The following is a 14,084-nucleotide window of genomic DNA, read 5'->3' as shown; positions in this document are numbered from 1 at the left end:
TTGACAATTAAACTTCATTTCTACTCCACTCGCTCCAGCTTCCAACATACAAATTGGGGATTTCAAAGCCTGCATAATGCAATGCTAACAAAGAATGACAAGCCGTTACACCGCTTCCGCAATGGAACGCGATTTTGCTCTTGTCATAATTCTCAAATAATTCGGAATAGATGTTCCTGAGAGCTTCTGGAGATTTGAACAAACCGTTTTCATCCAGGTTATCAATAAAAGGAAAATTCTGGGCATTCGGGATATGCCCTGCGGCCAAATCAATCGGCTCTGTGATACCATTGTAACGCGGAGACTCTCTTACATCCACAATCACAGCATCAGAATCTTGTATTGTTTTTTTCACATCATCTATCCAAACCTGTGGCAATTGCCAATCGTTGAATTCAGAAATATATTCAGTTTCAGAATAAGAATATTCACCAGAACTTAAAGGGTAATTTTGATTTTCCGCAAATTGTAATCCGCCATTAAGAACCTGAACATTGGTGTGACCAACCGCACGCAACATCCACCAAAGTCTTGCAGCAGCATTAGCACCATTTTTATCATCGTAAATCACAACGTGAAAATCTTTATCAATTCCTAATTTGCCTAAAGTCTTGACAAAATTTTCAAATTTCGGAAGCGGATGTCGACCTCCATTTTTTGGATTATCAATTTCTGCCAAATCAGAATTCAAATCAACAAAAACTGAATTCTTGAGATGTTTTTTAAGATATTCTTCTTTGGCAACAGGACCAGTTCTGACATCAAAAATTCTGAGATTCGGATTTTCAGATATCTTAATTAATTCATCAACTTCTATTATGGGTGACTGATTTTGCATATTATCATATTTTAAAAATTTATTGGAATTCTTTTTGATTCTCAATCCCAAATTTAATTAGATTTGCGAATCAGGAAAAGTAAAAATGAAACTATGACAGAAAAAATTCTCATCACCGGCGCACTAGGGCAAATCGGAACAGAACTAACCTTAAGATTATCAGAAATTTATGGTAAAGAAAATGTGATTGCTTCTGGTCTCGATAAGTGGAAAGAGGGCATTACGGAAGCAGGTTATTATGAAAGATTAGATGTTACTAATTTTCAAGCCGTTACAGACATCATCAAAGAACATAAGATTACTACTGTTTATCATCTAGCATCGCTCTTATCCGGAACTTCGGAAAAGCAACCACTTTTTGCGTGGAAACTCAACCTTGACCCATTGATTCATCTTTGCGAATTGGCAAAAGAAGGTATGATTAAAAAAATATTCTGGCCGAGTTCCATTGCAGTTTTCGGAAAAGGAATTCCTAAAGAAAATGTGGGACAGGAAGTTGTACTTAATCCGACAACCGTTTACGGAATCTCGAAAATGGCAGGTGAAAAATGGTGCGAATATTACTTCGAAAAATACGGCGTTGATATCAGAAGCATCCGTTATCCCGGTTTGATTTCCTGGAAAGCACCAGCCGGTGGAGGCACTACAGATTATGCCGTTGAGATATTTTATGAAGCTGTAGAAAATGGAAAATACACGAGCTTCATCAGCGAAAATACAGCGATGCCAATGTTATATATGGACGATGCAATTGACGCAACAATCAAGCTGATGACTGCTCAGAAAGAACAGGTGAAAATCCGTTATTCTTATAACTTGGGAGGAATGAGTTTTACACCAAAAGAACTTGCTGAAGAGATCAAAAAAACAATGCCGGATTTTGAGATAAAATATGAGCCGGATTTCCGTCAGGCGATTGCAGATTCCTGGCCGGCAAGCATTGATGATTCTGCCGCAAAACAAGATTGGGGATTGGATTATAAGTTTGACATTTCATCAATGTCAATAGATATGATAAATAATCTTAAAAAGAAATTAGGAAAACAATATAATCTGAATAATTAATTCAATTAAAATATATTTTAACATCTGATTTTAAATTATTTACAAATAATATATAAATTTTAATTTAAGTGATTTTATTAACTTTTAACATATCGGTTTCTGAAAACAAAATATTAAATCAAAAATATATTTCAGAAAAAGAATTGATAAAAGCTATCGAAGAAAAGACAGAAATTATTCTGCTTTTATTAGAACTTCACGAATTCAAAGCTACTTTTTTCGTAGAAATTCCTCTTGTGGAAAAGCTCCAAAAGTTAATTAAAGCTATCTCTTTTTCAGGCCACGAAATTGCATTTTATAATGTCAATTCCACACCAGAAAACATAGAAAAAACTAAGCAGAATTTAGAGCAATTTTTGGAAAAACCGGTTCGTGGTTTAAGACAAAAACATCATCAGATTTCTTACTCAGAAATTAAAAATCTGGACTTCAATTACGTATCCAATATTGAAGAATCCAGACTCAATTTTCTGTGGCGAAAACTGACCGAAAAAACCGAAGTTCATATCCAGAATGATTTGACCATAGTTCCGGAAAGCCAGTCGCCTTATTCGCAACTTCCGTTCAATGATTATGTGCTCCAGGTAACACCAATGAAGTATTATGAAAGCATGCTTCTGGAAAGTTTGAAGAACAATGAACACATTATGATCTATGCCAATGCATGGCAGTTTTTCAATTCCGCTGAGTTACCGTTTGAACTTCCGTTTTATAAAAGGATCAACATTGGTCGCAGATTCGAAGACCGTATTGAGCAGCTGTTTCAGTTCATCGATGAAAATGAAATAGCTGTTTCGAGAATGAAGGATTATTTGTTTTAATAAAAATTAAAGATTTATCAAATAAAAAGATTTATTTTTCAATTATTAATAACAAGATTGAAATAAAACCAAGGTAAAGGAAGTGTACAGCGGATGTACAGAAACCATATAGAAAAGCCTGTTATCGTTGTATTGATAAACAGGCTTTTTTATTATTAAAAAGAGAATTGATAAATTAACTCAATTCAAAAACAGTAATCTCTGGCAACACCCCTACTCTACCAGGATAACCAATCACTCCAAAACCCCGGTTAACATATAGATATTTGCCTTCACTCTCGTAGAGGTCTGCCCATTTCGGGTATTTGTATTTCACAGGTGACCATTTGAAGTTTTTCAAGTCAATACCGAACTGCATCCCGTGTGTATGCCCGGAAAGTGTTAACTGGATGTTTTTAGGATGCTTTTTAACTACCGCATCAAAATGGGAAGGATCGTGTGACATCAGGATTTTAACTGCATCTGTAGGCACATTTTCCGAAGCCTTATCCAGATCTCCAAATTGTGGAAACGGTGGAATCCCCCAGTTTTCGACCCCAAGAATATATAATTTTTCACCATTCCTTTCAATGACACGATGTTCATTCCGCAACATCTCGAAACCAGCTTTTCTTTCATTTTCGATGAGTCTAGGGATGTTATTTTTTCTATCGTCAATGTTTTTCCAAACGCCATATTCACCATAATCGTGGTTTCCGAGAACTGCAAACTTACCATCTTTCCCTTTGATCTGGGAAAACAAATCTATAAACGGGACAAACTCATCCGCATAATTATTCACCATATCACCGGTAAAAAGCACCAAATCCGCATTCTGCTCATTAATCAAATCAATGGCGTGTTGCAGATGTTTTGGATTCTGAAAACTGCCGCTATGCACATCAGAAATCTGAACGATTTTATAACCTCTGAAACTTACCGGAAGATTCTTCAGTTTAATCCTTACTATTCTTGCTCTATGGCGGTATTTTCCGAAGACAATTCCATCCAAAATAATTCCCGCCAAAATAGCTCCTGAACCAAGTCCAACCAAACTTATGAATTTTCGTCTTGACGGATAACCGTGATTCTCTGTTGCGACATAATTGTAACCGAAATTTAGTAGTCTCATTAAATCTTCGATCAAAAGAAATATGGCTACCAAGAGCTTTGGTAATAAAAAAATCAAAATCACAGAAAATACAATCTGAAGATTGAGATACTTGTGCGAAGCTCTGTCAAAAGTGAGAATCGAGTAAAACAAAAAAACATAAACCAGAATCGTTGGGATCCAATAGATTAATCTTGCATTCTGATTAGAATAAAGTGTTTTAAAAGCCTGATAAACATAAATTTCCAGAAGTAAAAATATACCGAGAAGAAATAAGATGGTCTTTTGCATAATATTATAAAAAAACAAAAGGAATAAAAACTATTCCTTTTTGTTATTGACGTTTAAAATATAGATTTACTTTATTGTAATTTAAATTTTCCCTTCCGGAAATTTGTAAACCACACAATTGATATTCATCCCGGCTCCTACAGACGTAAACAAGATATGAGAACCCGGTGTGAATTGCTGACCTTCCATTTTACCTTTTCTGATAAGATCAAACAAAGTCGGAACCGTAGCAACAGAAGAATTCCCTAACTCCTGGATTGTCATAGGAGAAATCGCGTGGTCGTAATCTTTTTGTCCATATAATTTGAACAATCTGCCGATCATTGCATAATCCATCTTTGCATTGGCCTGATGAATTAATATTTTACTAATATCAGAGATATCAAGACCCGCTTTATCAATCGTAGCTTTGATTGCGTCAGGAACATTTTTAAGTGCATATTCGTAGATTTTACGGCCTCTCATTCTGATAAATAACTGACTTTGATCGTGCTCCAGATTCAAAGATGGTCCGTTTTCCAAATAACACAATTCTTCCCCGTTATCGCAAAGTGTATTATCCGCCAAAACACCAACAGTAGAATCTTCGGTAGCAGTCACCACAACAGCTCCGGCACCATCCGCAAAAATCATTTTATTTCTGTCATAAGGGTCGGTAACCCTGCTTAATGTTTCGCCGCCAACAACCAAAACGGTTTTAGCTTTTCCAGCCTTGATCATCGTATCAGCTAAAATCAGAGACTCTACCCAACCCGGACATCCGAAAATCATATCATAATTGATACAATCTCTTCTTTTGATGCCCAATTTACCTTTCAGTCTTGCTGACATTGATGGCATAAAATTCGGAATTCCGTTCACATCCACCTCACCAAAATTGGTAGCGAAAATAATATAATCAATTTCTTCCTTATCAATACCGGCATCTTCAATAGCCTCAAGAGACGCTCTGTGAGCCAAATCTGAGTTAAAATCTTCCGGATTGGCGTACCTTCTTCTTTCTATCTCTGTAATGTCCACAAATTTCTCGATAATCTCCTCTGTTGGTTTTTCGATCAACTGATGGTTATCATCATAAAAGACAGCATCTTTGAAATGAGAACCTTCTATTACGTTTTCCGGAACATAACTTCCGGAGCCAATGATTAATGTATTAGGCATTGATATTAAAAAATTTTAAATGCAAAATTACATAAAAATTAATTGACGGAATTTTATTTTTTCTGATTTTTTGAGACTTACGCAAAAGCGTTGCTATTATTGGCAGGAATGTTTTTTTTTACTTTAGCAAATGGAAAGATTTTAATTTAAGAATTTTCTATTTTTGACAAATGTTTGAATTCCAAACCATAAAAAAGCCAATAGAAGATGCTCTGTTAAAAGAGAAAGGAAGCAAGTTCATTGGATTTGCCTATCCTGTTAACTCTGAAACGGATATCAAAGAACGATTGAATCACCTTTACGAAATCCATCCTAAAGCAACACATCACTGTTACGCCTACAGATTAGGAATCAATGGAGAAAATTACCGGGCCAATGATGACGGTGAACCTTCAGGAAGTGCTGGTTTGCCTATCTACAATCAGCTTCTTGCTCATCAGATCACAAACGTTTTGGTGGTCGTTATCAGATATTATGGTGGGACAAAATTAGGCGTTGGCGGTTTGGTTAAAACTTATAAAGAATCTGCAAAATACACATTGGAACAAGCAGAAATCATTACCAAAGAATTAGAAACCGAATTAGATATTCAGTTCAAATTTTCTCAGCAAAATCAAATCTTCACCCTGCTGAATAAATACGACGCAAAAATCATTGAGTTTGACGCAAAGGAAATCTGTATCATCAAAGCTAATATTAAAACTTCTAAAAAAGAAAACATCTCAAACGAATTGTCTGAGATGCTGTTGGAATTTAATTTTTCATAACTTTTAATCCCGTCTATTTCCCATAAGCATCGAAGCAAAATAAAGAAGCTGAGCCAACGATCCCAATGCTGCAACAACATAAGTTCTGGCAGCCCATTTGAGAGAATCCTCTGCGCCTTCATATTCTTCCGCTGTAACTGTTCCAGTAGATTTCAACCATTTCAATGCACGGTTGCTCGCATCATATTCAACCGGCAATGTTATAAATGCAAATAATGTGGTCACCGCAAAAAGCGCAACACCTATTGCCAAAACAGTTGTATTTCCGTTTGGATTATCAATAGTTCTTGTTCCTACCATAATTGCAATACCAGCGAACAAAACAAATTGTAAAAGTCTGGAACTTATGTTAACAACAGGAACCATTTTTGATCTCAACTGCAACATAGAGTAACCCACGGCGTGCTGGACAGCGTGTCCGCATTCGTGAGCCGCAACTGCCGCCGCCGCTGCATTTCTCTGCATATATACAGCTTCAGAAAGATTCACGGTTTTATTTTCCGGATTATAATGATCTGTTAACTGTCCCGGTACGGAGATTACCTGAACATCATTAATCCCATTATCCCTCAACATTTTTTCTGCCACTTCTTTTCCGGACATCCCGTTTCTGAGATGTACTTTGGAGTAGTGCTCGAACTTCGATTTGAGCCTTGCGGAAACAATCCAGCTAAACAACATCGAAATCCCAATAATTAAATAATAGCCTGTCATTTTTATAAAAAATAATTATGTGATTTTAAGGAAAAATTATGCCAAAACATTGCTTATTTTGCCTTAAAACCTATCTTTGTGTTATTGATAAGCAAGAATATGGAAAATGTTGTTATAAAGCAAGTGATTACGGAGAATGACCTGATGAAGTTCATAAAATTTCCGATGGAATTGTATAAAAACAATCCCAATTATGTCCCGCCATTGATTAACGAAGAAAAGAACATTTGGAAAAAAGAAGAAAACCCGGCTTTGTCATATTCTGTTGCTAAACAATTTCTTGCTTATAAGAACGATAAGATTGTTGGTAGAATTGCCGTAATGATCAATAATAAAGAAGCGCAGGAGCTTGGAGTCAAAAAAGTGAGATTCGGATGGCTGGATTTCATCGACGATCAGGAAGTTTCCAAAGCTTTAATCGACACGGCAATACAATTTGCCAAGGATAATCATACAGACAAGATCGAAGGACCAATGGGTTTTACCAATCTTGATAAAGCCGGAATGCTGACAATGGGATTTGACAAATTGGCAACTATGATCGGTCTTTATAACTTTGAATATTATCCTACACATCTTGAAAATCTTGGCCTTGCCAAAGAAAAGGAATGGGTAGAATTCGAAATTAATTTCCCGGAAGTTTTACCGGAAAAAGTGGTAAAATTCAGTAGTTTGATCGCCGAGAAATACAAACTGAAAGTCATTAACTTCAAGTCAAAACAAGAGATACTTCCTCTCGTTGATCCGATGTTCAAATTACTAGACGAAACTTATAAACATCTCTCGACCTACACGCCAATTTCGGAAGAACAGATCAAAACTTACAAAGAAAAATATTTCCCTTTCATTGATAAGAATTACATTATTTGTGTAGCCGATGAAAATAACGAACTCGTATCTTTTGCGATAACAATGCCTTCCTATTCAAAAGCTTTGCAAAAATCCAAAGGCAAACTTTTTCCTTTTGGCTGGTGGCATTTTCTGCAAGCCGGAAAGAAAAACGACAGAGCTAATTTTTATTTGATCGGCGTTCATCCGGAATATCAAAGACGTGGTGTTACAGCCATTATTTTTAAGGAAATATTTGATCGCTTTACGAAAATGGGAATTAAGTTTGCTGAAACTAATCCGGAACTGGAAGAGAATAAAAACGTACAGCTTCTCTGGCAGGACTACAATCCTGTCAATCACAAGCGGAGAAGAACGTATTCATTAGAAATCAAAAACTAAACAATCGTTTAACGAATTTATTTTTCGAAATTACAGTTCAACCTTTAAAATCAATTTCGATTTGAAAAAGCAATTATACATCTACGCCGTCCTTATCATTCTGTTTGTCCTGTACAACTTTCTGAATCCAATCGAAGACAAAAAAACAGATACAATCATCAACATCCTGTTTGCCAGCGTCTTATTTCTATATATCGCTTACATTGCCTATCTTGTTCTCAAGAGAATCGGTAATAAAGAAAAATAATTCCTTATTTATAATTATTCTAAATTTATAAAAACAGACTTTTCTCTCCTTTTCGTAAGCCGGATAATTTAATATATTAAATCTTTATTTAGTATTTTTGCATAGTTAAATTTAGATCTTATGAATTTACCGGAAAATTATATTCCAATACTAATTCAGGCAGCAGTTGGACTTGGTTTTGTCATTATTTCTTTATTAGGTGCTCATTTCCTTGGGCCAAAACAAAAGAAAGGGAACTCTGTTAAAAACCAGAGCTGGGAATGTGGAGTTGCTGTAGAAGGAAACGCAAGAACGCCATTTTCCATCAAATATTTCCTGACTGCAGTATTGTTTGTACTATTCGATATAGAAATCGTATTTTTTTATCCTTATGCTGTTAACTTCAGAGAATTTGGAATGGAAGGCTTTTTAGCGGTTCTTACATTCGTAGCTATTTTCTTTGTGGCCTTTTTCTATGTTTGGAAAAGAGGTGCTCTGGATTGGGATAAGTAAAATTAATTATTAATGATAAATTTTTCTGGAAATCATTTATCACTAATCATTTATAATTTATAATTAAAAGAAATGTCAGATAAAAAACCAGTAATAAGAACAGATGCACCAGCTCCTGAAGGATTTGAAGGAGAAGGATTTTTCGCAACTAAATTGAGCAATGTTATCGGGATGGCAAGAAAATATTCTCTTTGGCCGTTACCGTTCGCTACTTCTTGTTGCGGTATCGAGTTTATGGCTACATTGAACCCAACATACGATGCATCAAGATTCGGGATGGAAAGAAACTCTTTCTCGCCAAGACAAGCAGATATGTTGATGGTTTGCGGAACTATTTCCAAAAAATTAGGTCCGGTTTTGAAAGAAGTTTACACCCAGATGGCTGAGCCAAAATGGGTTGTTGCTGTTGGAGCTTGTGCTTCCAGCGGCGGTATTTTTGATACTTACTCCGTTCTTCAAGGGATTGACAAAATCATTCCTGTTGACGTTTACGTTCCAGGTTGTCCGCCAAGGCCGGAACAAATTATCGAAGGTGTGATGCAGGTTCAGGCTTTGGCAGAAAGCGAAAGCATCAGAAGAAGAGATACACCGGAATATCAGGCCCTTTTAGACTCTTATAACATTAGTAATTAAAATTCGATTATTGAATTTTAAATTTTGAATTTAATTATGACGAACGAATTTGTATTAGAAGCTATAACTAGGGAATTTCCGGATTCAGTGATATCCAGTTCAGAACCTTACGGGATGCTGACAGTGGAAATCAAGAAAGATGATATTAAAAAAGTAATTCATTACTTAAAGGATTCAACTTTGGAATTCAATTTTCTGACTGATATATGCGGAATCCATTATCCAGAAACTCCTGAAAAAGAAATTGGCGTTGTTTATCATTTGCATAATATGATGGCAAATTTCAGAATCCGTCTGAAAGCTTTTATGTCGAGAGAAAACGCAGAAGTTGATTCTTTGACAGAACTATATGCAGGTGCCAACTGGATGGAAAGAGAAACTTTTGATTTTTACGGAATCAAATTCAAAGGGCATCCGGATTTGAGACCAATCTTGAATATGGAAGACCTGGGATATCATCCGATGCTGAAAGAATATAAGCTGGAAGATAGAACAAGAACGGACAAGAACGATGCAATGTTCGGAAGATAAAAAATATAAATGATTAATGATGATTGATTAATGATCAATTATCGCTTATCAATTATCAATTATATATTATGAAAGATAACTCATTATCTAATATACTTAACCAATACGAAAGCAAGGAACAAATCGACGGGCAATTATACACGTTGAATCTTGGTCCTACTCACCCTGCGACTCACGGGATTTTCCAGAACGTTCTTACCATGGACGGAGAAAGAATTCTTCATGCTGAGCAGACAGTAGGTTATATCCATAGAGCTTTTGAAAAAATTTCTGAAAGAAGAAATTTCTCTCAGATTACCACGCTTACTGATCGTATGAACTATTGTTCTGCACCTATCAATAATCTTGGCTGGCATATGACAGTAGAAAAGCTGATTGGTGTTGAAGTTCCAAAGCGTGTAGATTACATGCGCGTTATTCTGATGGAATTGGCTAGAATTGGTGACCATTTGATTTGTAATGGTGTGACAGGAATGGACTCTGGAGCAATTACCGGCCTTACTTATATGTTCATTGAAAGAGAGCGTATCTACGATATGTATGAGCAGATCTGTGGTGCGAGAATGACAACCAATATGGGAAGAATTGGAGGCTTTGAAAGAGATTTTACACCGAAGTTTCATGAGTTATTGAAAGATTTCCTAAAAACTTTCCCGCCAAGATTCCAAGAGTTCTGTAACCTTTTGGAAAGAAACAGAATCTTTATGGACAGAACCATTGGAGCAGGAGCAATTTCAGCGGAAAGAGCCTTGAGCTATGGTTTCACTGGGCCTAATCTTCGTGCCTGTGGTGTGGATTATGATGTGAGAGTGGCACAGCCTTATTCTTCTTATGAAGATTTTGATTTTATTATTCCTGTAGGAACTGCCGGTGATACTTATGACCGTTTTATGGTTCGTCAGCAGGAAGTTTGGGAGTCTATTAAAATCATCAAACAAGCTTACGAAAACCTTCCTGAAGGACCTTTCCATGAAGATGTTCCGGATTTTTATCTTCCCGAAAAAGCAGATGTTTATCAAAAAATGGAAGCTTTGATTTACCATTTCAAAATCGTCATGGGCGAAACTGATGTGCCTAAAGGTGAAGTTTATCACGCAGTAGAAGGCGGAAACGGAGAATTAGGATTCTATCTGGTAAGTGATGGCGGAAGAACTCCTTACAGACTGCACTTCAGAAGACCTTGCTTCATCTATTATCAGGCATATCCGGAAATGATTACAGGTTCAGTAATCTCTGACGCGATTGTTACAATGTGTAGCATGAATGTAATTGCGGGAGAATTAGACGCGTAATTCAAATTATAAACTTTAGATTATAAATTTTGATTAATCTAAAATACTATTCAAGATAAATGTTAAATGATAAGATTTTTAGACTATGATTTTCATCGTAAAATCTAAAATCTAAAATCTAAAATCTTTAAATATGAGCGAAACAATTGCTTTTAAACCTGAAAGCTTAGCGCAGGTTCATAAAATTATCGCAAGATATCCGGAAGGGAGACAAAAGTCTGCTCTTATTCCTGTTTTGCATTTGGCACAGAAAGAATTTGGTGGCTGGCTGGCTGTTCCGGTAATGGATTATGTTGCAGAATTATTAAATATCACACCAATTGAAGTATATGAAGTTGCGACATTCTATACAATGTTCAATATGAAGCCGGTCGGAAAATATGTTTTGGAAGTTTGCAGAACCGGACCTTGTATGCTGAACGGAAGTGATAATATATTAGACCATATCCGTAAAAAGCTAAACATAAAAGACGGGCAAACTACAGAAGACGGATTGTTCACTCTTAAACCAGCTGAATGCCTTGGAGCATGTGGATATGCACCAATGATGCAGTTGGGCAAATTCTATCACGAAAATTTAACTATAGAAAAAGTTGACGAGATTCTTGACCTTTGTAGACAAGGAGCCATCGCTTTAGATTAATTATTAAGAAAATGAGTAAAAAACTTTTACTTAAGAATGCACATATAGAGGGAATTCGTTATTTCGAGACTTACCGTAAACACGGAGGTTACGAAGCAGCGGAAAAAGCGCTTAAAATGACTACCGATGAAGTTCTGGAAGAAGTTAAAGTTTCCGGACTTAGAGGAAGAGGTGGCGCCGGTTTCCCAACGGGAATGAAGTGGAGTTTCTTGGCCAAGCCGGAAGGTGTTCCAAGACATTTGGTTGTTAATGCCGATGAATCTGAACCCGGAACTTTTAAAGACAGATATCTGATGGAGTTTCTTCCTCATCTTTTGATCGAAGGCATGTTGATTTCATCTTACTGTTTAGGTTCCAACACATCCTATATATATATAAGAGGAGAATATTCCTGGATTCCGGATATTTTGGAAGAAGCCATTGAAGAAGCAAAAGCTGCCGGATTTCTTGGAAAAAATATTCTGGGAACTGGTTACGATTTGGAAATTTATGTTCAGAGAGGTGCTGGTGCTTACATTTGTGGTGAAGAAACTGCTCTGCTTGAATCTCTTGAAGGAAGAAGAGGAAATCCGAGATTGAAGCCACCATTCCCTGCTGTAAAAGGACTTTGGGAAAGACCAACGGTTGTGAACAATGTTGAATCTATTGCAGCAGTTGTTCCAATTATCGAAATCGGTGGTGCAGAATATGCTAAAATAGGTATTGGAAGATCAACAGGAACTAAATTGATTTCAGCTTGTGGTAATATTAATAAGCCAGGCGTTTACGAAATCGATATGACAATTACCGTTGAAGAATTTATCTATTCTGATGAATATTGCGGCGGAATCCCGAATGGTAAAAAGCTGAAAGCTTGTATCCCTGGAGGAAGTTCTGTTCCAATTGTTCCAGCCAATCTTTTACTGAAGACCATCAACGGCGAACCAAGATACATGAATTATGAATCTCTGGCAGACGGTGGTTTTGCTACCGGAACAATGATGGGTTCGGGAGGATTTATTGTTTTGGACGAAGACCAATGTGTGGTTAATCATACGATGACTTTAGCAAGATTCTACAACCACGAGAGTTGTGGACAATGTACACCTTGCCGTGAAGGAACGGGTTGGATGTACAAAATTTTGAAAAAAATTGAGAAAGGAGAAGGAAAAATGGAAGACATCGATTTGCTTTGGGACATCCAGAGAAAAATTGAAGGCAATACCATTTGTCCTTTGGGAGATGCTGCTGCCTGGCCGGTTGCTGCTGCTATCAGACACTTCAGAGATGAGTTTGAGTGGCATGTCAATAATCCTGAGCTATGCCAAACGCAAAATTACGGAATAGCAAACTATGCAGATCCTATTCCAGCTGTTAGTAACAGTTAAATAAAGATTTAAATAGAATTTGTATTTTCAAATTCACTAGAAATAATGAAGAAGTTCTTTGAATTCGTTTTTGTATTTTTTGTTGGGATAACAATTGTATTCGGACAAAATCAAGACACTATTGATAATGATAAATCCACATTAAAAAAAGGAACAATGTTCGTTTTTTGGGGTTGGAACAGGGCTGGATTCAGTAATTCCGATATTCGGTTCAGAGGAAACGGGTATGATTTCACTTTAAGTAATGTTGTAGCGCACGACAGGCCTTCGGAATTAAGTATGGCTTATATCGATCCAACAAGACTTTCAATTCCGCAATTCAATTTTAGATTAGCTTATTTTATTAAGGATAATCTAGCGGTTGTAATTGCGCAGGATCATATGAAGTATGTAATGGATCAGGATCAGATTGCAAAATTCAATGGTCATATTTCTGACCCGGCATATGCAGCAATGGTCCAGAATGGTCAGGTTAATCTGACTGATGAGCAGTTTCTGACTTTTGAACATACGGATGGATTGAATTACATCAATGCAGGTCTGGAAAAGTATAAAAACGTTTTATCAAAAAAAAATTTTGACATCTTTTGGGCTTATGGCGGAGGAATTGGTGCTCTGATGCCTAAAAGTAATGTGAAGTTATTCGGAAACGAAAGAAGCGACAGGTACCATTTAGCAGGATTTGGTTTAGATGCGAGAACTAATATCAATTTTGTTTTTTGGAATCATATAATGGCAAGAGTAGAAGGAAAATTTGGTTACATCAATATGCCGGATATCAAGACTACTCTTAATAATAAACCTGATAAAGCCAGTCAGGATTTTGTATTCTACCAAGTTAATTTTGGGATTGGATACGTATTCAATAGAAAATTAAAATAAAAAATTAAGACTATTGCTGC

The 14,084-nt window shown here is 36.3% G+C and carries 16 protein-coding genes; 12 read left to right on the top strand and 4 right to left on the bottom strand.

The features are described from left to right. Positions 1 to 7: 7 nt before the first annotated feature. Positions 8 to 838, bottom strand: a complete 831-nt coding sequence (locus QOL71_RS09110; protein ID WP_283416624.1) for a sulfurtransferase — start codon at positions 836 to 838, stop codon at positions 8 to 10. A 93-nt stretch (positions 839 to 931) separates the two neighbouring features. Between QOL71_RS09110 and QOL71_RS09105 the strand changes: the two genes are divergently transcribed. Then, on the top strand, positions 932 to 1,903 hold the full coding sequence (locus QOL71_RS09105; protein WP_283416623.1) for an NAD-dependent epimerase/dehydratase family protein: 972 nt from the start codon (positions 932 to 934) through the stop codon (positions 1,901 to 1,903). 68 nt (positions 1,904 to 1,971) lie between these two features. Next, positions 1,972 to 2,724, top strand: a complete 753-nt coding sequence (locus QOL71_RS09100; RefSeq protein WP_283416622.1) for a polysaccharide deacetylase family protein — start codon at positions 1,972 to 1,974, stop codon at positions 2,722 to 2,724. 175 nt (positions 2,725 to 2,899) lie between these two features. On the opposite strand, the gene QOL71_RS09095 is transcribed toward QOL71_RS09100, so the two are convergent. Both QOL71_RS09095 and QOL71_RS09090 read right to left on the bottom strand, forming a co-directional pair. Continuing rightward, positions 2,900 to 4,105, bottom strand: a complete 1,206-nt coding sequence (locus QOL71_RS09095; protein ID WP_283416621.1) for a metallophosphoesterase — start codon at positions 4,103 to 4,105, stop codon at positions 2,900 to 2,902. Between the two features lie 81 nt (positions 4,106 to 4,186). After that, positions 4,187 to 5,266 (bottom strand): 3-oxoacyl-ACP synthase III family protein, encoded by a 1,080-nt coding sequence (locus QOL71_RS09090; protein WP_283416620.1) that lies wholly within the window; start codon positions 5,264 to 5,266, stop codon positions 4,187 to 4,189. 170 nt (positions 5,267 to 5,436) lie between these two features. On the opposite strand from QOL71_RS09090, the gene QOL71_RS09085 reads away from it, so the two are divergent. Further along, positions 5,437 to 6,033 (top strand): IMPACT family protein, encoded by a 597-nt coding sequence (locus QOL71_RS09085; protein WP_283416619.1) that lies wholly within the window; start codon positions 5,437 to 5,439, stop codon positions 6,031 to 6,033. A 3-nt stretch (positions 6,034 to 6,036) separates the two neighbouring features. Here the strand turns inward: QOL71_RS09085 and QOL71_RS09080 are convergent, their stop codons facing one another. After that, a complete protein-coding gene (locus QOL71_RS09080) occupies positions 6,037 to 6,747 on the bottom strand; it encodes a zinc metallopeptidase (protein ID WP_120213586.1) in 711 nt (236 codons plus the stop codon). A 99-nt stretch (positions 6,748 to 6,846) separates the two neighbouring features. Between QOL71_RS09080 and QOL71_RS09075 the strand changes: the two genes are divergently transcribed. The 9 genes from QOL71_RS09075 (at position 6,847) to QOL71_RS09035 (ending at position 14,064) form a co-directional block, all read left to right on the top strand. Continuing rightward, a complete protein-coding gene (locus QOL71_RS09075; protein WP_283416618.1) occupies positions 6,847 to 7,977 on the top strand; it encodes a GNAT family N-acetyltransferase in 1,131 nt (376 codons plus the stop codon). Positions 7,978 to 8,038: 61 nt separating this feature from the next. Then, positions 8,039 to 8,224, top strand: a complete 186-nt coding sequence (locus QOL71_RS09070) for a hypothetical protein (protein ID WP_283416617.1) — start codon at positions 8,039 to 8,041, stop codon at positions 8,222 to 8,224. A gap of 120 nt (positions 8,225 to 8,344) precedes the next feature. Further along, the gene (locus QOL71_RS09065; protein ID WP_283416616.1) at positions 8,345 to 8,716 is read left to right on the top strand and encodes an NADH-quinone oxidoreductase subunit A; all 372 of its coding nucleotides are present in this window, start codon (positions 8,345 to 8,347) and stop codon (positions 8,714 to 8,716) included. A gap of 72 nt (positions 8,717 to 8,788) precedes the next feature. Then, on the top strand, positions 8,789 to 9,349 hold the full coding sequence (locus tag QOL71_RS09060) for an NADH-quinone oxidoreductase subunit B (protein ID WP_283416615.1): 561 nt from the start codon (positions 8,789 to 8,791) through the stop codon (positions 9,347 to 9,349). A 36-nt stretch (positions 9,350 to 9,385) separates the two neighbouring features. Continuing rightward, on the top strand, positions 9,386 to 9,880 hold the full coding sequence (locus tag QOL71_RS09055) for an NADH-quinone oxidoreductase subunit C (RefSeq protein WP_283416614.1): 495 nt from the start codon (positions 9,386 to 9,388) through the stop codon (positions 9,878 to 9,880). Between the two features lie 68 nt (positions 9,881 to 9,948). Then, positions 9,949 to 11,172 (top strand): NADH-quinone oxidoreductase subunit D, encoded by a 1,224-nt coding sequence (locus QOL71_RS09050; protein WP_283416613.1) that lies wholly within the window; start codon positions 9,949 to 9,951, stop codon positions 11,170 to 11,172. A gap of 133 nt (positions 11,173 to 11,305) precedes the next feature. Further along, complete coding sequence (locus tag QOL71_RS09045) at positions 11,306 to 11,815, top strand: NADH-quinone oxidoreductase subunit NuoE family protein (protein WP_283416612.1); 510 nt, start codon at positions 11,306 to 11,308, stop codon at positions 11,813 to 11,815. 11 nt (positions 11,816 to 11,826) lie between these two features. After that, a complete protein-coding gene (gene nuoF, locus QOL71_RS09040; RefSeq protein ID WP_283416611.1) occupies positions 11,827 to 13,182 on the top strand; it encodes an NADH-quinone oxidoreductase subunit NuoF in 1,356 nt (451 codons plus the stop codon). A 45-nt stretch (positions 13,183 to 13,227) separates the two neighbouring features. Then, a complete protein-coding gene (locus QOL71_RS09035) occupies positions 13,228 to 14,064 on the top strand; it encodes a hypothetical protein (RefSeq protein WP_283416610.1) in 837 nt (278 codons plus the stop codon). The last annotated feature ends 20 nt before the right edge of the window (positions 14,065 to 14,084 follow it).

The sequence above is a fragment of the Epilithonimonas pallida genome (genome assembly GCF_900182975.1).
GTDB lineage: Bacteria > Bacteroidota > Bacteroidia > Flavobacteriales > Weeksellaceae > Epilithonimonas > Epilithonimonas pallida.
The sequence above is the reverse complement of the archived record's forward strand: the minus strand, read 5'-3'. Positions and strand labels throughout refer to the sequence as shown.

Bases quoted from the DNA above. Each gene is read 5' to 3' on its own strand.
- QOL71_RS09110 (WP_283416624.1), bottom strand. From the start codon at position 838: ATGCAAAATCAGTCACCCATAATAGAAGTTGATGAATTAATTAAGATA.
- QOL71_RS09105 (WP_283416623.1), top strand. From the start codon at position 932: ATGACAGAAAAAATTCTCATCACCGGCGCACTAGGGCAAATCGGAACA.
- QOL71_RS09095 (WP_283416621.1), bottom strand. From the start codon at position 4,105: ATGCAAAAGACCATCTTATTTCTTCTCGGTATATTTTTACTTCTGGAA.
- QOL71_RS09090 (WP_283416620.1), bottom strand. From the start codon at position 5,266: ATGCCTAATACATTAATCATTGGCTCCGGAAGTTATGTTCCGGAAAAC.
- QOL71_RS09085 (WP_283416619.1), top strand. From the start codon at position 5,437: ATGTTTGAATTCCAAACCATAAAAAAGCCAATAGAAGATGCTCTGTTA.
- QOL71_RS09080 (WP_120213586.1), bottom strand. From the start codon at position 6,747: ATGACAGGCTATTATTTAATTATTGGGATTTCGATGTTGTTTAGCTGG.
- QOL71_RS09075 (WP_283416618.1), top strand. From the start codon at position 6,847: ATGGAAAATGTTGTTATAAAGCAAGTGATTACGGAGAATGACCTGATG.
- QOL71_RS09065 (WP_283416616.1), top strand. From the start codon at position 8,345: ATGAATTTACCGGAAAATTATATTCCAATACTAATTCAGGCAGCAGTT.
- QOL71_RS09060 (WP_283416615.1), top strand. From the start codon at position 8,789: ATGTCAGATAAAAAACCAGTAATAAGAACAGATGCACCAGCTCCTGAA.
- QOL71_RS09055 (WP_283416614.1), top strand. From the start codon at position 9,386: ATGACGAACGAATTTGTATTAGAAGCTATAACTAGGGAATTTCCGGAT.
- QOL71_RS09050 (WP_283416613.1), top strand. From the start codon at position 9,949: ATGAAAGATAACTCATTATCTAATATACTTAACCAATACGAAAGCAAG.
- QOL71_RS09045 (WP_283416612.1), top strand. From the start codon at position 11,306: ATGAGCGAAACAATTGCTTTTAAACCTGAAAGCTTAGCGCAGGTTCAT.
- nuoF (WP_283416611.1), top strand. From the start codon at position 11,827: ATGAGTAAAAAACTTTTACTTAAGAATGCACATATAGAGGGAATTCGT.
- QOL71_RS09035 (WP_283416610.1), top strand. From the start codon at position 13,228: ATGAAGAAGTTCTTTGAATTCGTTTTTGTATTTTTTGTTGGGATAACA.